Annotated in this window: 17 protein-coding genes; 6 read left to right on the top strand and 11 right to left on the bottom strand. The window is 65.6% G+C overall.

All coding sequences use genetic code 11. From position 1 onward, the window contains the following. Nucleotides 1–4: 4 nt before the first annotated feature. The 10 genes from HMPREF9336_RS03070 to coaA all read right to left on the bottom strand — a co-directional run bounded on the left by HMPREF9336_RS03070 (nt 5) and on the right by coaA (nt 11,213). Entirely contained in the window at nt 5–517 is a 513-nt protein-coding gene (locus HMPREF9336_RS03070) for a hypothetical protein (RefSeq protein ID WP_007471526.1), read from the bottom strand. 51 nt (nt 518–568) lie between these two features. Then, the gene (locus tag HMPREF9336_RS03075) at nt 569–1,456 is read right to left on the bottom strand and encodes a hypothetical protein (protein ID WP_007471525.1); all 888 of its coding nucleotides are present in this window, start codon (nt 1,454–1,456) and stop codon (nt 569–571) included. A 1-nt stretch (nt 1,457) separates the two neighbouring features. Further along, nucleotides 1,458–2,519, bottom strand: coding sequence for an MlaD family protein (locus HMPREF9336_RS03080; protein WP_007471524.1), 1,062 nt, complete (start codon nt 2,517–2,519; stop codon nt 1,458–1,460). After that, nucleotides 2,516–4,720, bottom strand: coding sequence for an MlaD family protein (locus HMPREF9336_RS17355; protein WP_007471523.1), 2,205 nt, complete (start codon nt 4,718–4,720; stop codon nt 2,516–2,518). Before HMPREF9336_RS17355 ends, HMPREF9336_RS03080 begins: the two co-directional genes overlap by 4 nt. 1 nt (nt 4,721) lies before the next feature. Further along, complete coding sequence (locus HMPREF9336_RS03095) at nt 4,722–5,753, bottom strand: MlaD family protein (RefSeq protein WP_007471522.1); 1,032 nt, start codon at nt 5,751–5,753, stop codon at nt 4,722–4,724. Beyond that, a complete protein-coding gene (locus tag HMPREF9336_RS03100) occupies nt 5,750–6,745 on the bottom strand; it encodes an MlaD family protein (protein WP_007471521.1) in 996 nt (331 codons plus the stop codon). The genes HMPREF9336_RS03095 and HMPREF9336_RS03100 overlap by 4 nt, the downstream gene beginning before the upstream one ends. A gap of 50 nt (nt 6,746–6,795) precedes the next feature. Beyond that, nucleotides 6,796–7,965, bottom strand: coding sequence for an MlaD family protein (locus tag HMPREF9336_RS03105; protein WP_007471520.1), 1,170 nt, complete (start codon nt 7,963–7,965; stop codon nt 6,796–6,798). Nucleotides 7,966–7,967: 2 nt separating this feature from the next. Then, entirely contained in the window at nt 7,968–8,777 is an 810-nt protein-coding gene (locus HMPREF9336_RS03110; protein WP_051357241.1) for an MlaE family ABC transporter permease, read from the bottom strand. Between the two features lie 108 nt (nt 8,778–8,885). After that, nucleotides 8,886–9,845, bottom strand: a complete 960-nt coding sequence (locus tag HMPREF9336_RS03115; protein ID WP_156920278.1) for an MlaE family ABC transporter permease — start codon at nt 9,843–9,845, stop codon at nt 8,886–8,888. Nucleotides 9,846–10,289: 444 nt separating this feature from the next. After that, entirely contained in the window at nt 10,290–11,213 is a 924-nt protein-coding gene (gene coaA, locus HMPREF9336_RS03120; RefSeq protein ID WP_007471517.1) for a type I pantothenate kinase, read from the bottom strand. A gap of 147 nt (nt 11,214–11,360) precedes the next feature. Between coaA and glyA the strand changes: the two genes are divergently transcribed. From glyA to HMPREF9336_RS03145, 5 genes are all read left to right on the top strand, one after another. After that, on the top strand, nt 11,361–12,671 hold the full coding sequence (gene glyA, locus HMPREF9336_RS03125; RefSeq protein ID WP_007471516.1) for a serine hydroxymethyltransferase: 1,311 nt from the start codon (nt 11,361–11,363) through the stop codon (nt 12,669–12,671). 200 nt (nt 12,672–12,871) lie between these two features. Beyond that, complete coding sequence (locus tag HMPREF9336_RS03130; RefSeq protein WP_211235438.1) at nt 12,872–13,732, top strand: acyl-ACP desaturase; 861 nt, start codon at nt 12,872–12,874, stop codon at nt 13,730–13,732. A gap of 27 nt (nt 13,733–13,759) precedes the next feature. After that, complete coding sequence (locus tag HMPREF9336_RS03135) at nt 13,760–15,076, top strand: PhoH family protein (RefSeq protein WP_007471514.1); 1,317 nt, start codon at nt 13,760–13,762, stop codon at nt 15,074–15,076. After that, nucleotides 15,063–15,869: a polysaccharide deacetylase family protein gene (locus HMPREF9336_RS03140; protein WP_007471513.1), complete on the top strand. Its 807-nt coding sequence runs from the start codon at nt 15,063–15,065 to the stop codon at nt 15,867–15,869. The genes HMPREF9336_RS03135 and HMPREF9336_RS03140 overlap by 14 nt, the downstream gene beginning before the upstream one ends. 34 nt (nt 15,870–15,903) lie before the next feature. Next, on the top strand, nt 15,904–16,722 hold the full coding sequence (locus tag HMPREF9336_RS03145; protein WP_007471512.1) for a DUF3298 domain-containing protein: 819 nt from the start codon (nt 15,904–15,906) through the stop codon (nt 16,720–16,722). Between the two features lie 7 nt (nt 16,723–16,729). Here HMPREF9336_RS03145 and HMPREF9336_RS03150 read toward each other — a convergent pair whose 3' ends face one another. Continuing rightward, nucleotides 16,730–18,157: a class II fumarate hydratase gene (locus HMPREF9336_RS03150; protein WP_007471511.1), complete on the bottom strand. Its 1,428-nt coding sequence runs from the start codon at nt 18,155–18,157 to the stop codon at nt 16,730–16,732. A 76-nt stretch (nt 18,158–18,233) separates the two neighbouring features. Here HMPREF9336_RS03150 and HMPREF9336_RS03155 point away from each other — a divergent pair, with 76 nt between their 5' ends. Beyond that, nucleotides 18,234–19,004: a hypothetical protein gene (locus HMPREF9336_RS03155; protein WP_007471510.1), complete on the top strand. Its 771-nt coding sequence runs from the start codon at nt 18,234–18,236 to the stop codon at nt 19,002–19,004. The last annotated feature ends 15 nt before the right edge of the window (nt 19,005–19,019 follow it).

Raw genomic sequence — 19,019 nt, forward strand, 5'->3', positions numbered from 1 at the left:
GCGGTCAGTCGCAGGCCACGTTGTCAAGGAAATCGTCGATCTGGTCGGAGAGGTCGTCGACTCGGTCGAGTTTCTCCCAGTACGAGGGCCGGATCGGATGCCTGCTGAGCACCGGGGTCTGGGTGTACACGTTGAGCACCCGGAAGTAGAAAATGTCCTCGGTTTCCTTCCGCGCCTCGGCGACGGCGGCTTCGAACTGGCCCAGAAGCGGGGCCAGTCCGGGCACGGGCTCGCCGTCGTCGAGGTCGCGCAAGTGGTCGGCCCCGCCTTCGAGGATGTCCAGCTTGGCTTTCACATCGTTCTGCTGCACCTCGAAGAGCCAGTACGGCTGCCGCAGGACGCTTCGGACGCCGCCGACTCCTGGGCCGACCTCGTCGCGCAGGGCGGCGCGCATTTGATCGACAAGGCCGCAGGACGGGCCGGCTTCCTCGGGCTCAGCCGAGGCTGTGGAAGCCGTCCCTCCGAGGAGGCCGAGCACGAGGGCGGCTCCTGCGATGAGCGGTTGGCGGAAACGCATGGGGGCCTTCCTTTTAATGCAGTCCGGGGACAGCGGGCGCTCCGTTGGGCCTCACCGGAGGAACAGCGGGCGCTCCGTTGGGTTTCGCCGGAGGGACAGCGGGCGCTCCGCCGCCGATTCCTGGAGGAGCCTGTTCGCCGGGAGCCGGTTTGCCGCCTGTCTTGGGCCCGATGTCGGCGATCTGCCACGTGTTGCCGATCTTGTTGACGACGACCTGCAAGATGATGGGGGACACGCGTGGTTGGGGATTCTGCAGGTTTCTGGTCGTCTGGCTCGCCGACACGACGACCTGGTAGGACCCGCCCGGTTGGGGGTCACATCAGCGGCCAAAATTTCGCCGCTGGATTCGACCTTGGCCTGCGCCATGATGCCCTTGAGCAGTTCGGCCACGTTGAGGTACTTGTCTTTGAGCGGCGGGGCCACGCCGTCTTCGACCGATTTGAAGAAGCCGTCGGGGTCTTGCCACGTGTAGGTGAGGGACTTCAGCGCGTAGTCTTTCGCCATTTGCGCCGCTTTGTCCCGGTCCGCCTGCTCTTGATGGACCTGCGCGAGATCTCTCGTGACGTCTCGGTACCGGAAGGAGCCGAACACGATCACTCCGCCGAGCGCGACGATCACCGCGCCTGCCGCGGCCCAACGCCACGAGAACCCCGACTGGACCCGCTGCTTCACCCGTGCCGCGCGTGAGGGGCCTTTGTCCTTAGGCTCTTCCTCGGACTTGGCCGCGCCGTCCGAGGATTTCTTCTTCTGCTTGTCGTCGGAAGCCTTGTCCTGAGCCGCGTCGTCCTCGGCGGATTCGGTTGCGCTGTCGTCGGAAGCCTTGCCTTGAGCCGCGTCGTCCTTGGCGGATCCGGTTGCGCTGTCGTCGTTGGTGGCTTCTTCCGCCTCGGCCTCGGCTGCTGCGCCTTCGTGGGTCGTGGGGTCGTCCTTGTCGGCCAATTTAATTTCCTTCCTGCAGATCTGAAGCTTCGTGCTGCGGAGGCTCGTCTTGTTGCTCCGCGTCCTCTGATTGCTCTGGATCTTGCTGCGGGGCTTGCTCGCCGGGCGCGCGCACCCGCATATGCCCTTCGGCGTCCAACGCGGCTCTCCAGCGGTCGATCCAGTGGCCGACGTCGGGTTTGTCGTTGCGCATGGGAGTGGTCAGAGATTCTAGCACCGGGGCGAATGTGCTCAACGGGCCCGATAGGAGGTCCAGGTATTCGCGGATCTTCGCGACCAAGGTTTCGATAGTCGAATCCTTGGTGAGCCACTTGCCCTCTGCGATGTCGGTGTACAACACCTCCACCCCTTGGCCGATGCCGGCCCCGTTGTCGAAGAAGTTGGGGGACAGCTCGTTGCTCATCTGCTTGAACAAGCCGTTCGCGTTCAGCTTCCTCATCTGCACGGCGAAGAAATCCACGTTGCCGAAGAGCATTTCGAACAACTGCTTGTTCTCTCGGACCAGTTTGGCGTACACGGAAGCGTCCGTGGCCAATTGGCTGAACATGTCGTCGCTGCCGTCGAGCACTTCGCCGATGTTCTTGACGATGATGTCCAGATCTTTCGGATTGATCGCCGAGAACAACGCGCTGCTTCGGTCGAGCATGTCGCTCAAGGTGGCGCGATAGGTCACTTGCTCCGCCGGGATCACCGCGCCGTCTGCGAGGTACGGCGGCGCGATCTTCCTGGGCTTGAAGTCGATGTACTGCTCGCCCACAGCGGACAGCGCCTCGACCCCGACCGGGCTGTTCGCCGGGACGTTGTGCTCGTTGTCGATCTCCATCGACACGGTGAGTCCGGTCGTGGTGGTCCGGACTCCGGTGACCCGCCCGATCCGGAGTCCGCGCATGGTGACGTCCGAGGTCGGCAGCAGGCCGCCGGATTTTTTGAGCATGAGCGTGACCGATGTGGTCTTCTTGACCGCTCCCATGTGGAGCACGCCCAGCGCCATGTATCCGGTCCCGAACAGCGCGATCGCCACGAGGAGGATCAGGGTCATCCCCAAGTTGAGCCGTAGTTTCATCGTGCGAGCAGCCCCATCGTCTGGAGGACCGAAATCATCTCGTCGGCCCGGTCTTGCGGATCGACCCCGCCGAGCACGAGCACGTTGTCCGGAATATTGAACGCGTTGTCGGTGACGCGAGGTCCGCCATCCCACCACGTGTACGCGACGATCGCGTCGCGGAGCAGGCCGAAACCGCGGTTGAGGAGGACCGAGAGGTTGGTGTCGACGGTGGAGATGGCTCCGATGAGCGGCATGATGGACAGGGCGGACTGGGCGACGGCGGGGAGGAGCTGGTCGGCGATCGGATTGACGGTGCGAATGATGGTGTCAAGGTCGAAAAGCATTTGGGTGATGCTTTTGTTGAAGCGGTTGAGCCCAGTGACGTCGGCGTTCAGCTGGTCTCGCAGGTGGTCGAGGGTGTGCGCGTGGGCCGCAGCGGCGGCTCCGACCGCGTCCGCGTTGGCGACGAGCTGGTCGAGCACTTGCTGATGGGTCGCCAGATCGTGCAAGGTGTTCGCGAGTTTGCCCTGCAGCTCCGCCGTTCGCTCCGGGTCTTTCCCGACCACCTCGTGGAAACTGCTGAACGCATCGGACAAGCCGGTCAAGCTGCTCCCGGTGACGAGGGAGGAAAGCGAGCGCAGGAGGTCTTCCATGCTCTCGGGCGGCGCGGTGTTCTTGAGCGGAATCGTGTCGCCGTTGCGGAGCACGGTCGGGGAAGGATCCTCCGGCGTGGTCAGCGCGATGTAGATGTCGCCGAGGACGGTCGCCTGACGCAGCTCCGCCCGGGTGTTCTGCGGCAGTTTGACCAGGGTGGAGATGTTCACGACGGCCACCGCCGTGTTCCCGGTGAGCTGGACGTGGTCCAGCACGCCGACCTGGACTCCGTTGGAGTCCACCCTCGCCTTCGCGGTGAGGCTCAGCACGCTGGAGAACTCGATGTTGACCGAGTACGAGTCGTCCCCGATATGGGTGCCGGGCAGGGGGATTTCGGTGGGGTCGAGCGAACACGCCGACGTCAGCCCCATCGCCAACACCCCGGCGAGCGCCGTAAGAACGCGGGTCATCCTTCTCCTCATCGGACTGCTGCTCCCATCAAGAGGTCGGCGAGGCTGTCCCCCTCGCCTCGGGGGGTGCCGGGCGCGCAGGTGGTTTCGATGCCCGGCACGTTGCGCGCGCGCAACGCGTCGCAGAGCGAGCCCGCGATCGGTGGCGTCTTTTTGTCCTGCGGCGGGGTGTACGCGATATCGAAATCTCCCCACCCCGGCAGATAGTTGTTCTGCAGCCAGTTCGTGATGGGGGGGAGTCTGATTGATGACCCAGAAGATCTGCGGGGTCAGCCAGCTGACGACGCCGGAGATCCAGGGGACGAGCTTGTCGGCGAGGTTGTAGATGCGCGGGGCAAAGCGGTCGATGAGCTGCACTGCGGTTGGCAGCAGCCGGTTGACGCGATCAAGGACCAGGGTCAGGCCCACCGCGCCGTCTCTCAAACCGGCCCCCAGACTGGGCATGCCCTTGATGAGCGTGGTCGCGATGTCCCAGTCCCTGACGACTCCGGACGTGATGCCCACGCTGGTCACAAGGAATTGGCGGATCGCCGCTTCGGTCTTGTAGGGGTCGCCGATCAGAGCGACGAGGTTTTGCAAATCTTGCTTGATCGGTCCGCCCATCCCGTCGAGCGTGCGGGCCGTGGCGTGCAGGCTGTCGTTGATGGCTTGCGCTCCGGTGCCGGTTTGGCCGTCCTTCGTGCCCAGAATGGTGTCGGCCAAGTCGCTGACCGCCGTGAACGCCTCGCTGATGTCGACCGGAGTCTTTGTGCGATCGAGCCCGATGCATGCCGAGCCTTGGAATTTGGGGCCGTCGGCGTAGGGCTTGGTGAGTTCGAGATGGCGATCGGTCACGATGGAATCGCTCATGGTGACCACGCCCTCGTCGGCGGGGAGGTCGAGATCCTTCGGCACGGTGAAGTCGATCCGGACGTAGTCGGGCATGTTTTTGATGGACGTGACCTCGCCGACCTCGAGGTCGAGCAGTTTGACTTTGTTGCCGACGTAGAGCCCGGTGGAGTCGGTGAGCTCGGCGCACATCTTCCTGCTGTCGTCCAAGTATTTGGGCAACAGCTTGACTCCGGCGGTCACTATGGCGGCGAGGGCGGCCACGACGACGAGCAGCACGGCTGCTTTGGACAGGGATCGGCGAAGGGCGGCGAGTTTCTTTCTCATATCAGCACTGCCGGAAGATGTTCGGGACACAGATGTCTGGCCGGGGCTCCACGTGGTTCTCATCCATGATCTGGTTCTTGTCGTTGAGGAAGATGCCCTCGCCGTGCAACATGGGCATGACGATCCGCAGGAGCTGGCCGATGCCGTCGAGCGCCTGCCCGACGCGGTCCACGTGGGCGTACGTGATGTCGAAGAGGTCGTCGATGCTGTTGACGACAGGCTCGAGCGTGTCGCCGTAGAACACGACGAGGCGTTTGAGCGTCCGCAAGAGATCGGAGCCCTGCGAGATGAGATACAGAAGCTCGGTGCCCTTGGACTGGGTCAAGCGCAAGATGATGACGGCCCGTTCCAGGAGCGTTTGGAGTTGATGCCTGTTCGCGATCAGCACGCTTGAGTACTCCTGCGCGATGGCGACGACTTTTTTATAGTCGTTCTCCACCCGCGTCATGGCGTTGGTCATCGTGTTGGTCGCTTGCAGCACGTTGCGCAGCGAGTCGGGGTACTGGTTCGTCGACTTGGCGATCTCGCTGAAGGTGTCGTGGATGACCTGCCCGTCGACTTTTTTGACGATCGGCTCCGCCGCGCGGATGATGTCCGGGAGGGTGAACGGCAGCACGACTCGGCTGGAGGGGATGGTTTTCTCGCCGAGCGGGGTGTCGCCTTCGGGATGCACCGCGACGTAGCGGCCGCCGAGCGGCGTGAGCAGCTTGATCTCGAGCGATGTGTCCGAACCGACGAAAACCGAGCTGGTCACGGTGAAAGCCATGCGGACCTCGGTCCGGTCCAGTCGGACGCTGGTGATTTTGCCCACCGAGATGCCTGCGACGCGGACGTCGTCGCCCGGACGAATCCCGCCGGACGTCGTCATATGGGCGGTGTACGAGCGCCCGCCGAACGGGCTGAGGAAGATCCACGCGGTCGCCACCAAGAGGGAGACGACGACGATGATGCTGGTGACGCCGATCCAGCGGTGCCGTTTGATAGCTGCGCCCTCGTCAAGGGCGGCGGTGGCGGGTTTCTTGAAAAGTTTCATTGGCAGAGCACCAGGTTCTGGTCGCCGAAGAACACTTCGCCGACGCCGGGCAGGTCCGCGACGCCGTTCGAGCAGGTGAAGTTCGGAGCCTTGGCAGGACCGTCCAGGGTTTCGTCTCGGAGCCCTTGCATCAGCGAGGGCACCGTGAGCAGGCTGCCGACGATGGCGGGGGTGTGCGGCAGCACCCGCATCGCGAAGTCGTAATAGGGGATGGTCATGGAGTCGAGGCCGCCTTCGACGTACGTGAGCAGGGGATGGATCTCTGTGAGGATGTAGTTCACGTCGTCGATGACATTGGAGACCATCCCCGCGTCCGAGGTCCACACGTCCAACATTTCGTTCAGGGTGCGAATCACGTCGACAGTCTGCTTCGACTTGCCGCTGAGTTCGTCGGACACCGCGCCGAGGTTCTGGATGAACCGGACGAAGACTGACTCTCGGTCGACGGCGACTTTCGAGATGACGTCCAGATCGTGCAAGACCGGGCCGAGCGCCGAGTCCTCACCGTTGCCTTGGATCAGGCGCAGCACGTCCTCGCCGAATTGGTTGAACTGGGCTGGGTCGAGCGTCTGGAAGAGCGGACGGAACCCGTTGAACAGCTTCGAGATGTCGAAGGACGGGATCGTCCGCTCGACCGGGACAGTGGACCCGGGGGCCATGGGCGCTCCCGGCGTGTGCGGCTGGACGAGTTCCAGATACCGCTGGCCGAGAAGGTTCTGATAGCGCACGGCGACGATGGTGTCTTTGTACACCTGCTGCGTCTTCAAAAGGGAGAACCCGACATCCGCCTGGTGCCCGTTGAGCTGGACCGTCTCGACTTTCCCCACCTGGACTCCCGCGATCCGCACGTCGTTGCCGACGAAGAGCCCGGCCACGTCGGTGAATGTCGCGGTGTAACGGACGGTCGCGCCGGTGACGGGGCTGCGCAGCGCATTCATCACGATAGCCGCGAAGACTCCGGCTATGGCCGTGAAGACGACCACCACTGCCATAGGTCCAGCTACCTTACGCATGTTCTCCACCATTCGTCTTCATATTCGTCTCATTCGTGTTCGTCATCGTCGGGCTCCGAGGCGTCCGAGGCCGAGTGCTCGCTCGCCTCTGTGGACGGTTTTTCCGTTGTGGGGTTCGACTGCGGAGCGGGGCTCGATGGGACGGCTCCTTGCGCCGCCCCCGGCGGGGCGAACTCGTTGTTCGGCAGCGCGCTCCCTAATCCTGGAAGCACGTCCAAGGGTGCGGGGAACCTTTGCGGGGTCTCGCCTTGGGCCAACGCGAAGAGCGCGCCGCTCTTATCGATGAGGCTTGGCAGTCGGCTGTACTCGGGGGCGAGGCTACCGAGGGCGTACGCCATCGGCGAGACGATGTTCAGGATGCCTCTGGCGAGCGGGATGACCCATTCTTGATGGGTCATGATGAGGTCGTTGCCCTCGACGAGGATCGCGTCGAGCGGGCGGAAGACGTCCAGGTCGAAACTGTCTCCGATCCCAGGCGCGGCCAGCCATGAAAAGCTGTTCGTGATCTTGTCGGCTCCTGGAGCCATGACCGGCACGAAGCTACTGAGCCCGTTGAGGAGCGAGGAGACCGTCGTGAGCGACTGCGAGACTTTCTCATACCGGCCGAGGATCGACACGATGTCGCCGGTGTCGAGGACGGCCTGCGCGACGGGCCCGACGAGATCAACGTTCTTGCGGAACACAGAGGCGGCGTGGTCGAGGACGGATTGGTCGAACGAGCGCTGGAATTCGCTCACACCTCGGAGCAAGTGGGTGAGCGAGGCGGCGTTCTCGTCTTTGCGGACCCGGAGCGTGGCCCCGGAAGCCAGCCGAGGCCCGTGCCCGCTGCTGAGGAGTTCGACAGAGGAGGTGCCGAGGCTGTTCGACGGGATGAACTTCGCCGAGGTGTCCGAGGAGAGGACAGCGGCTTGCGGCCCGTCGAGGACGAGCACCATCTTTTGCCCGCCGGATCCGAGCGGCACCAAGTCCTGCACGGAGCCGATCGTGTAGCCGCAGTACTTCACCTCTGATCCGGGCAGAACTCCCTCGCCGATGGACTCTGTCAGCAGCGTCAGGGTGAACGGGGTGTCGTACTGGCGCTGCGAGGTCCGGTGCAGGAGCACCGCCCCGACGCAGAGCGCCAGGATGGTCACGACGCCCCGGAAGAAGAGCGCGCGCATGCTTGCGGCGCGCCCGGAGAGGTCTTGGTACACAGCCATGGCTACCCCGATATCCTGAGGCCGTTGTCGTTCCCCCACAGGACGATGGTCAGCACCATGTCCGCGACGACGACAGTGATCAAGCTGGTCCGGATCGCCCGGCCCGCCGCGACGCCGACGCCCTCGGGGCCTCCGCTGGCGTAGTAGCCCTGGTACCCGTGGATCGCGATGATGGCGACGACGAACACGATGGCCTTGACGACGGAGTAGACCACGTCGATGGGGTGGATGAACGAGTCGAAGTAGTGGTAGTAAGTGCCGGACGCTTCGCCGTGCACCACGTTGACCACGAACGCGCAGGACACATAGCCCAAGAGGGTCGTCATCACGTACAGCGGGATGATCGAGATGACTCCGGCGATGACGCGGGTGGTGATGACGAAGGGGATGGACTGGATGCCCTGGGCTTCGATCGCGTCGATCTCCTCCGAGATGCGCATGGCTCCGACCTCGGCGGTGATGCGGCATCCGGTTTGCGCCGCGAACCCGATCGCGGTGACCATCGGGGCCAGCTCGCGCGTGTTGACATACGCCGACACGAAACCGACCAGCGGCCCGAGGCCGACCAAATCGAGCGTGGCGAAGCCGACGACGCCGATGGAAGCGCCAATGCACACTCCCATGAACAGCAGCATCCCGATGGACCCGCCGCCGACGATGATCGACCCATTCCCCCAGATCACGTCTTGCAGCTGCGCGCCGATCTGGCGGCGGTAGTGCCGGATGGTCTTGGGCACGGCTCCGAGCACCAGTCCGAGGAAGGTGATCTGGTGCCCGGCGCTGACGAAGCCGGAGACCACGGCCTTGCGCAGCGCGGACTGGAGCTGGACTGCGGTCCTGAAGCCTGGGGGCACGTACCGGGTCGGTACCGCGCCGTACCCGACAGGGGGGAGGGAGGGCGTTGCAAAGTCACCATGAGTTCAGCCGATCCTTGCGGGCAGAATGAGTGTTGTCAGTTCGGTGAGCACCAGGTTCATGCCGACGATGGAGATGACGCCGAGGACGACGGAGGCGTTCGCGGCGTCGGCGACACCGCGAGCGCCGCCTCTGGTCTCGAGGCCGCGCTGGCAGGCGATGAGGATCGCCACCACGCCGAACAGCAGGCTTTTGATGAGCGCCACCGCCATGTCTTCGACTCGGGCGAACGCCGAGAACGACGCGATATAGCTCCCTGGCGTGCCGCTCATGCCGACGATGGCGATGACGTATCCGGCGGCGAGCCCCATGAAGATGATGAAGACGCAGAGCAACGGGGCCACGAACAGAATCGCGGCCAAGCGAGGGGAGACCAGGCGGCGCACGGGATTGATCCCCATGACCAGCATCGCGTCGATCTCCTCGCGGATGCTTCGCGCGCCGAGGTCGGTGGCGACAGCAGACCCCGCCGCGCCGCCGAGGAGCAGCGCGGCGACGATGGGGGCGCCTTGCTGCATCACGCCCATGCCGCCGACTGCTCCCGACATCGACACCGCGCCGATCTGCTTGACCAGGCTGTTCACCTGGACGGAGAGGATGACCCCGAAGGGGACCGACATCAACAGGGCTGGCGTCGCGGTGACCCTGATGAGGAACGCGCACTGGCTGACCGTCTCCCGCCACGGATGTTGCAGCCGGATCAAATCGACCGCGAGAAAGCGGAAAGCGTGCAGCGAGAGCACGACGAGGCGCCCCACCGTTTGCAGGGACGAGTCGGCCTGGCGTATGCCCCCGACGACCGCCCCCACGCATTGCTCCGCGAACCCTGGCTTGTCAGGGGAAGCCGACGGCGTGTCGGCTTCTGAGGATTTGGCCCCTTTCCCGCTGTCGGCGGTTCCTGCGTCGAGCCGGTCTTCGCCAAGCGAAACGTCATCGGGCAGGGTTGTATTCATCGTGCTGCTCATGGCTCCCGTGCACCCGTCTAGTCTCTGTCGGCCGCGAGGCGCCGTTCGGCTATGGGCGAAGGCGGCCAAGTCGTCAAAGGCGTTCGTCGCCGCGAAACGCGGACGACGGGGCGGACTTCTGCATAACCCGAAACCGGAGCGACCGATTTCGCGGAAAATGCGCCCATAAACACTCCGACCTTTACCTTTCTCGCCGACTCGCTGTCCGTGCGCTTCAAAACCATGCCTAAGCCCTCGTTGCTTGTTAACTGACTCACAGTATCATCTACCGTGTGTTCCAGCAAACCGGGGATCGTCGCGTGTCACCCCGCGCTCTAGCGCGCCAGATCTGCCAGGTACTGGAATCCGCTCATGATCCGATGATACCGGTTTGGCCCAACTACAGGCGATCTTGGCCGGATCGGGCGAGGAGCATCCTCGCTTGACCAGGGGCCTCGCCTGGAGTCACAGTTTGCGCAGCAAGACTCGATCCACGGAGTGGTCGGCGTCTTTCCGGAGCACCAGCGTGGCCCTCGGCCGGGTGGGGAGAATGTTCTGAACCAGGTTCGGCTCGTTGATCGTCCGCCAGACCCGTCGCGCCTCGTCCACGGCTTCGGGGTCCGAGAGCCCGGCGTAATGGTGGAAGTGCGAGCGGGGGTCCGAGAACACGGTGCCGCGCAGGGCGAGGAACCGGTCCACGTACCAGGTTTCGATGTCGGCGGTGCGGGCGTCCACGTAGATCGAGAAGTCGAAAAGGTCGGAGAGCATGAGCCGGTGCCCGGTCTGCAGCACGTTGAGCCCTTCGACGATGAGGATGTCCGGGCTGCGCACCATCTGCGTCGCGCCTGGCACGATGTCGTAGAGCACGTGCGAGTACACCGGGACCGCGACTTCCGGCGCGCCGGACTTCACGTCCACCACGAACCGGAGGAGCGCTCGGCGGTCGTAGCTCTCGGGGAACCCTTTGCGCGCCGTGAGGCCCTGGCGGGCGAGTTCCGCAGCGGGCAGGAGGAACCCGTCGGTGGTCACCAGGTCCACCTTCGGGTTGCCCTCGGAGCGGGCGAGCAGGGTCGCGAGCACGCGGGCCGTCGTGGACTTGCCCACCGCGACCGATCCCGCGACGCCGATGACGAACGGCACCTTCTTGATCGAAGCCTGCTCGCCGAGGAAGGTGGACATGGCGGCGAAGTGCTGCGCGCTCGAAGCCACCCGCAGATGGATGAGGCGGGTGAGCGGCAGGTAGACCTCCTCGACCTCTTCGAGGTCGAGGTGCTCCCGGATGCCGCGCAGGCTGGTCAGGTCCTCGCTGGTGAGCACTTGGGGGGTCGCCTGGCGAAGCGCCCGCCACGCGGTGCGGTCGAACTCCACGAACGGCCCGGCCTCGGACATCCCCTTCGGAAGGCCTTTGAGCGCAGGCTCGGGGGTTCGTGCGATCACGAGTCCAGTTTGCTCCTCTCGCGCTGGGCCGGCATCCTCGGGGCGTACACTGGCCTGGCCCACGCGAGGGGCGAACATAAGGACTAAGGAGCAGAGCACATGAGCACCCCGGTTGCGCCTCAGCAGGGCGCGGACGCTTTCACCGCCTCACTCTCCGAGCTGGACCCCGAGGTCGCAGCCGCTGTCGGCGGCGAATTGGCTCGTCAGCGCGACACGCTTGAGATGATCGCCTCGGAGAACTTCGTGCCCCGCGCGGTGCTGCAGGCGCAAGGCTCGGTGCTCACCAACAAATACGCCGAAGGGTATCCGGGGCGGCGCTACTACGGCGGCTGCGAGCACGTCGACGTGGTCGAGGATCTCGCAAGGGAGCGGGCGAAAGCGCTGTTCGGGGCTGAATTCGCGAACGTCCAGCCGCACTCCGGCGCGCAGGCCAACGCCGCTGTCCTTATGACTTTGGCCACACCGGGGGACGCGATCCTCGGCCTGGACCTGGCCCACGGCGGGCATCTCACCCACGGCATGCGCCTGAACTTCTCCGGAAAGCTGTACCAGGCGAACTTCTACGGCGTCGACCCGAAGACCCACCTGATCGACATGGACCAGGTGCGCGCCCGCGCCCTCGAGGTGCGGCCGAAAGTGATCGTCGCAGGCTGGTCCGCGTATCCGCGCCACCAGGACTTCGCCGCGTTCGCCGAAATCGCCAAAGAGGTCGGCGCGCACCTGTGGGTGGACATGGCGCACTTCGCCGGGCTTGTCGCGGCCGGCCTGCACCCCTCCCCCGTGCCGCACGCGGAAGTGGTCTCCACCACAGTGCACAAGACGCTCGGCGGCCCGCGCTCCGGCCTCATCCTCGCCAAGTCCGAGCACGCCAAATCTCTGAACTCCTCGGTCTTCCCCGGACAGCAGGGCGGCCCGCTCATGCACGTGGTCGCGGCCAAGGCCGTCGCGCTGAAGGTCGCGGGCACTCCGGAGTTCGCCGAGCGCCAGCAGCGCACCATCGACGGGGCCAGGGCCATCGCGGAGCGGCTCACCGCTCCGGACGCGAAGGCGGCGGGCGTCTCCGTGCTCACCGGCGGCACCGACGTGCACCTGGTGCTCGTTGACCTGCGCGACTCGCAGCTGTCCGGCCAGGACGCGGAGGACAAGCTGCACGAGATCGGCATCACCGTCAACCGCAACGCGGTGCCGTTCGACCCGCGCCCGCCGCTGAACCCCTCCGGCGTCCGGATCGGCACCCCGGCTCTGGCGACCCGAGGTTTCGGCTCGGCGGAGTTCGCCGAAGTCGCCGACATCATCGCGGGCGCGCTCACCGGATCTGCCGATGTGGCGGCGTTGTCCGCCAGGGTCAAGCGCCTCGCGAACGACTTCCCGCTCTACCCGAACTTGGAGAACTGGAAGTTCGGCGATTAGGAGCTGGTAGACTCGCCGCAGCCTGTCAGCGGTTGAGACAGGGCGACCAGAGCGAGTCGGGCCCCGCGAACGGGGTTCGGGAGCTAAGCTGAATTTGCGAAAGACAGAAGCTACGGCCGAAGCTGACGCCGGCCGGAGCGACCAAAGACAATTGCACGACGGAGACCACGGCACTGAGTACGATCACAACGACAGACCTCTTGGAACGCAGATTGCTGCGGGAGCTTCGGGATGTTCTTCCCCAGGCGTACCGAGAGCATCTTGAGGCGACGCAGGAATGGTTCTTCCACGATTACATCCCGTGGGAGGCAGGGCAGACCTTCGCCTTCCTCGGCGGGAAAGACTGGGATCCGTCGCGGGTCAAGCTCGCCGAGCCATTGGTGGCCGCTCTGGATCTGCTGCTCCTCGACAAGGACAACCTGCCTTCCTACAACCGGATCTTCACCTCCCACATGCACCTGCGGGAGGGCTGGCACCAGTGGATCGGACAGTGGACCGCCGAGGAAGGCGCCCATGCCATCGCGCTGCGCGATTACCTCGTGGTGACCGGGGCGACCGATCCGGTCCTTTTGGAGAAGCGTCGGCTCGCCCACGTTTGGAAGGGCGTCGAATACCCTGGAGGGACGCCGCTGCAGACGCTGGCTTTTGGGGCGCTGCACGAATGGGTCACGCGGGATCTTGTCTGCGCGGCTATCAAGGCTGCGGCCGAGGAGCCGGTGCTCCAGCAGCTCCTCGAGCGCATCGCGGAGGACGAGGAACGGCACGCCGCCTTCTTCGGGAAAGTCATCCGCCGCGGCCTTGAGGTCGCGCCGGACCAGCTCGTGATCGCGTTCGCCGCGCACCTGCGGGAAGCCGGCTCCGCGATCCTCGGCAGCGACATCGACGACTACGAGCGGCCATTGGCCGCGCTCGCCGAATCCGGCATCCACAGCGAGGCGACCCAGCGCACCTCGGTCGCTTCGGCGTTCGCCGCGTGGGGGGTTCTCGACATCACCGAAGGCCTCAGCGACGACGGCCTTGAAGCGGCTTCTCTCTTGCGGGAGTACGCGGCAAAGAAATAAACCCAGGCTCAACCAATAAGGAGCTATATGAGCCACAGCGAGCCCGGATCGCGAAAGACCTACGTCATCGACACGAGCGTGTTGCTCTCCGACCCGGGTGCGCTCACCCGTTTCGCCGAACACGCCGTGGTGCTGCCGATTGTGGTCATCAAAGAGCTTGAGGCGAAACGCCACGATCCGGTGCTCGGGCACAACGCCCGCACCGTTTTGCGCGCGCTCGAGGCGCTCCGCTGTCAGCCCGGAGCCGACTTGCGCCTCGGCGTCCCGGTCAACGACGAGGGCGGCACAGTCCGCATCGAGATCAACCACGTCGACACATCGGCGTTGCCGGACGCGATTCGCGCGGAGCGCTCCAACGACACTCGTATTTTGTCGGTGGCGGACGCGCTGCGCCGGGCGGGCGAGGACGTCGCGGTGGTCTCCAAGGACCTCCCGTTGCGCCTCCTGTCCCACGGCGGGCTCGGCATCCCAGCGCAGGAGTACCTGCACGAGCAAGTGCCGGACAGCGGGTTCACCGGGCTCGCGGAGCTTGCGATCAGCGACGACGAGCTCGACCAGCTGTACAAGAACGGCTCGCTCGCGACCACGCACGATTTGCACGTGAACTCCGGCGTGGTGCTCACCGCCTCGCGCGCCACCGCGCTCGGCAGGGTCGGTAGGGACAAAGAGATCCATCTGGTCCGAGGCGATCTGGAAGCCTTCGGGCTGCACGGGCGCTCGGCCGAGCAGCGGATCGCCCTCTCGCACCTGTTGGACAACGAGATCGGCATCGTCTCGCTCGGCGGCCCTGCGGGCACGGGCAAGTCCGTGCTGGCGCTCGCCGCCGCGCTCGAAGCCGTGCTGGAGCGGCGCACCGCGAAGCGGATCATCGTCTTCCGCCCGATCATCGCGGTCGGCGGCCAAGACCTCGGCTACCTCCCCGGCAACGAGGAGGAGAAGATGAACCCGTGGAGCGCTGCGGTGGTCGACGCGCTGCGGTCGATCACCTCGGAGGAGGTGATCGACGAGGTCCGCTCGCGCGGCCTCTTGGAGATCCTGCCGCTCACGCACATCCGGGGCCGCACCCTTGGGCCGCAGACCATCGTCCTGTTGGACGAGGCGCAGAACCTGGAGCGCTCCACGATCCTCACCGCCATCACCCGGCTCGGCGAAGGCAGTCGGATCTTCCTGCTGCACGACGTGGCGCAGCGCGACTCCCTGCGAGTCGGCCGCCGCGACGGGATCGCCGCAGTGGTCGAGCGGCTCAAGGGCGAAGAGCTGTTCGCGCATATGACGTTGACCCGGTCGGAGCGCAGCCCCGTCGCCGCGCTCGCTACCCGTCTTCTGGACGATGGAGTCGGTTAGCGGCGTCTCGTTCGGCGGGCGCGCGAGGCGCGCTTTGCGGTGGGCGCTGCCTGTCGGGCTGATCGCGTTGGTCCTCACGCTGCCGGACGCGGGCCAGGCGGCGCGACACACCCCGAACGATGTCGATCCTGACACGGCGGACTGCAACAAGACGCGTTGCGTCGCGCTCACTTTCGACGACGGCCCCGGCCCCTACACGAGCAAGCTCCTGTGGATCCTGCGGTCGTACCACGCGAAGGCCACGTTCTTCGAGATCGGCGAGCGCGTCGCGGCGCACCCCGAATGGTCGCGCAATGTCGTGAAAGCCGGGATGGAAGTCGGCATCCACACCTGGAACCACCCGTACATGACGTGGCAGTCGCTCCCCGCCGCGCGCGAGCAGCTGGTGAAAGCGGTGGACGCGCTGGAGAAGGCGACGGGAGTCCGGACGAACATCTACCGCCCGCCCGCCGGACTGTCGACTCCGGACATCCTCAAGATCGAAGGCGAGCTGGGCCTGTCCGAGGTTCTGTGGAACGTGGTGGCCTACGACTGGGAGCACAGCGACCAGCCGGAGGTTACGCTCGAAGCCGTCCACAAGTACGCGCAGCCCGGCGCGGTGTTCCTGCTGCACGACGTGCATGAGGGCACGATCAAGGCGATGGCCGAAGCCGTGCCGTGGCTGAAGAAGCAGGGCTACGCGATCGTCACCGTCGACCGGTTGATCCGCGCGAAGACCGGAGCGGGCCCGAAACCGGGTGCGCGCTACTGGGACCGGAGCGCGAACCAGCTGGACCCTGCGCAACCGCAGTAGACCGTCCCGGACGGGAAGCGGATAATATAGGCCGGTGTTCGTGCGCCTGGGGTTTGTCCGCGTCTTTTCGTTCTTCTTCCTCGCCTTCGCTGTTGTTTCGACGGTTGTTCCCGCGCCGTCCGCCTCGGCTTCGCCGGACGGCTTCTGCGCGGAGCTGGGCGGGTCGTGGAACGGCGCGGATGCGAAATGCGAGATGAGCTTCACGCGCCAGGGGACGGTGTCGGACGCGACCACGGGCCAGCACACGGTGAAAATCACCGCCCAGTACCCCGCAGACCTCATCGACCAGCCCACCGCCGGACCGGTGCTGCGGCAGTATCTGCGCGATTTCAGCACGGACTTCGGCAATTCCAAGAACTGGCTGCTGGCCGCTGCGGGCTCCGATATCACATACCGGGTCTACGAGCATTCTGCGGCTGTGCGCTCGGTGGTCTTCCGCAACGCTTGGTACGTCCAGGGCGCGGCGCACCCGAACGACGAGCTGCACACTTTCACCTTCGACGTCGCGGCGGGCCGCCAGCTCGGGCTCGCGGACCTGCTCCGGCCCGGATTGGACCCGCTCGTCGCGTTGCCGCCGCTGGTCCGGCCGTCCTTGCAAACTGAGCTGGAGCGGATCAACCGGATCAACGGGGTAGAGTCCAGCGGGCTTCAAGCGGGGGATTTCGAGCCGAAGACAGCCGAGCATCCGTATCCGCACTCGGACGGCTACGCGGCCTTCGCGCTGACCAAGGACGAGTTGATCCTTATGATGCCCGCGTACCGCAGCGGCCCGGTAGGCGCGGGCCTCGTTTCGCCGCACGTCCCGCTCACCGCGTTGCGCTCGGTGCTGCGGCCGGAGTATCTGCCGAGCTGACGAAGGTTCAGCCCTTGGGCTGGACCTTCGCCATCGCGAGCACGTCGAGGCGCTTGTCCAGCTCCTCCTCGGTGATCTTCCCCGGCACGAGGCCTCGGTCGATCACGGTCTGGCGGATGGTCTTGCCCTGTTTGAGCGCCTCTTTGGCGACAGCGGCGGCCTCCTCGTAACCGATCGCGCTGTTGAGCGGGGTGACGATGGAGGGCGAGGCCTCCGCGAGGTGGCGCAGCCGCTCGGTGTTCGCGATCAGGCCCGCGATGCACTTGTCCGCGAAGATGCGCGAGACGCTGCTCAGCAGGTGCAGGCTTTCGAGCAGGTTGTGCGCCATGACCGGGATCGACACGTTGAGCTCGAAGGAGCCCTGCGAGCCTGCCCACGCGATGGCCGCGTCGTTGCCGACGACCTGGGACGCGACCTGGAGCACCGCCTCGGGGATGACGGGGTTCACCTTGCCCGGCATGATCGAGCTGCCCGGCTGGAGGTCCGGGAGCTGGATCTCGCCGAGCCCGGTGAGCGGGCCGGAGCCGAGCCAGCGGATGTCGTTCGCGATCTTGGTCAGCGACACGGCCACGACGCGCAGCGCGCCGGAGGTCTCCACGAGCGCGTCGCGGGCGGCCTGCGCCTCGAAGTGGTTGACCGCCTCGGAGAGCGAGGTGAGGCCGGTGCGCTCGCGCAGCTCCTCGACCACCTTGCCGCCGAAGCCGTCCGGGGCGTTCAGGCCCGTGCCGACGGCGGTGCCGCCGATGGCGAGCTCGCCGAGGCGGGGCAGCGTGGCGATGACGCGCTTGATGCCGTTCTCGATCTGCCGCGCGTAGCCGGAGAACTCCTGGCCTAGGGTCACCGGGACCGCGTCCATGAGGTGGGTGCGGCCCGACTTGACCTCGTGGGCCCACGCGTCGGCCTTCTCGTTCAGCGCCTGGTACAGGTGCTCCAGCGCCGGGATCAGGTCGCGGACCGCGACCTCGGAGGCGGCGAGGTGCGTCGCGGTCGGGAACGTGTCGTTCGAGGACTGCGAGGCGTTCACATGGTCGTTAGGGTGCGCCGTCGTCCCGGTCTTGGCGACAAGGGAGGCGATGACCTCGTTGGCGTTCATGTTCGAGCTGGTGCCGGAACCGGTCTGGAACACGTCGATGGGGAACTGGTCGTCGTGCTTGCCCTCGGCGATCTCCTCGGCTGCGGCGATGATCGGGCGGGCGAGGTCCTCGGGCAGCACCCCCAGGTCCAGGTTCGCTTTGGCGCATGCCGCCTTGAGCAGGCCGAGGGCTCTGATCTGGGCGCGTTCGAGTGTGATGCCGGAAATCGGGAAGTTGTCCACGGCGCGCTGGGTCTGCGCCCGCCAGAGGGCGCTCTTCGGCACCAGGACCTCGCCCATGGTGTCGTGCTCGACGCGGAATTCAGAGGTGTCGCTGCTCGCTGAGTCGGCTGTGTTGGTCACGGTTTCACTTTGCCATATGCAGTGGAACGGCTAGCCAGCGCTACTGCCTTGGGCGCTTCGGACTACTCTATTCCCTGTGTGGGTAGCCCGATTCTCCTTGCGCGCGGGGTCTGCGTTCGCTGTGGCGGTCTTCGCGTTGCTGTGCTCGAGCGCCCAAGCGAGCCCGTCCGACGTCTGCGCCCAGCTCGGGGGGAGTTGGAGCGCGGGGGAGCGGTTCTGCGGGAAAGTCGTGGTCAACCCCAACCAGACGAAGACCGTGCTCGAAGCCCGCTACCCGGCGGATCTCGTGGAAAACGGTGCCTCCAGCCCGGTGTTGCAGAAATTCCTCAAAGAGTTCATCGCCAGGTTCTCCAAAGTCACGGACGACCCGAGGGCGATGGACGGCGGCGCGAGCTTGCGGTACCGGCAGTTCGAGCGCCCGCCCGCGCTGAAATCGGTGCTGTTCTCGGACATCTATTACGCCGGCAACGCGAAGTACCCGGTCGAGGAGCTCACGAGTTTCACCTTCGACACGAACAAAGGCAGGCAGCTCGTGCTCGCCGACCTCTTCCAATCGGGGACGAAAGCGTTCCCCGCGCTCGCCGACCTCGTCCGTCCGATCGTGCAGAGCCAGCTCGACCCGGTCAACGTGGTCCGCGCCAGGGAGAACCAGGCGGCCCTCACCGCCGACGAATTCGACCCCGGCGGACCGCTGAACCCCAACAGCTATCCGGTGTTCGCGGTGGCAGCGGACGAGCTGCTGCTGTATCTGCCGCAGGTCCGCAGCGGCGAGCCGGGCTCGACGATGATCGAAGCGCACGTCCCGTTGGCTTCGCTCAAGGACCTCCTCAGGCCGGAGTACCGGTGACGATGGGCGAAAATC

The sequence above is a fragment of the Segniliparus rugosus ATCC BAA-974 genome, from assembly GCF_000185725.2.
Lineage (GTDB): Bacteria > Actinomycetota > Actinomycetes > Mycobacteriales > Mycobacteriaceae > Segniliparus > Segniliparus rugosus.

Bases quoted from the DNA above. Each gene is read 5' to 3' on its own strand.
- HMPREF9336_RS03070 (WP_007471526.1), bottom strand. From the start codon at position 517: ATGCGTTTCCGCCAACCGCTCATCGCAGGAGCCGCCCTCGTGCTCGGC.
- HMPREF9336_RS03140 (WP_007471513.1), top strand. From the start codon at position 15,063: ATGGAGTCGGTTAGCGGCGTCTCGTTCGGCGGGCGCGCGAGGCGCGCT.
- HMPREF9336_RS03105 (WP_007471520.1), bottom strand. From the start codon at position 7,965: ATGGCTGTGTACCAAGACCTCTCCGGGCGCGCCGCAAGCATGCGCGCG.
- coaA (WP_007471517.1), bottom strand. From the start codon at position 11,213: ATGTCCGAGGCCGGGCCGTTCGTGGAGTTCGACCGCACCGCGTGGCGG.
- HMPREF9336_RS03100 (WP_007471521.1), bottom strand. From the start codon at position 6,745: ATGGCAGTGGTGGTCGTCTTCACGGCCATAGCCGGAGTCTTCGCGGCT.
- HMPREF9336_RS03095 (WP_007471522.1), bottom strand. From the start codon at position 5,753: ATGAAACTTTTCAAGAAACCCGCCACCGCCGCCCTTGACGAGGGCGCA.
- HMPREF9336_RS03115 (WP_156920278.1), bottom strand. From the start codon at position 9,845: ATGAGCAGCACGATGAATACAACCCTGCCCGATGACGTTTCGCTTGGC.
- HMPREF9336_RS03135 (WP_007471514.1), top strand. From the start codon at position 13,760: ATGAGCCACAGCGAGCCCGGATCGCGAAAGACCTACGTCATCGACACG.
- HMPREF9336_RS03080 (WP_007471524.1), bottom strand. From the start codon at position 2,519: ATGAAACTACGGCTCAACTTGGGGATGACCCTGATCCTCCTCGTGGCG.
- glyA (WP_007471516.1), top strand. From the start codon at position 11,361: ATGAGCACCCCGGTTGCGCCTCAGCAGGGCGCGGACGCTTTCACCGCC.
- HMPREF9336_RS17355 (WP_007471523.1), bottom strand. From the start codon at position 4,720: ATGAGAAAGAAACTCGCCGCCCTTCGCCGATCCCTGTCCAAAGCAGCC.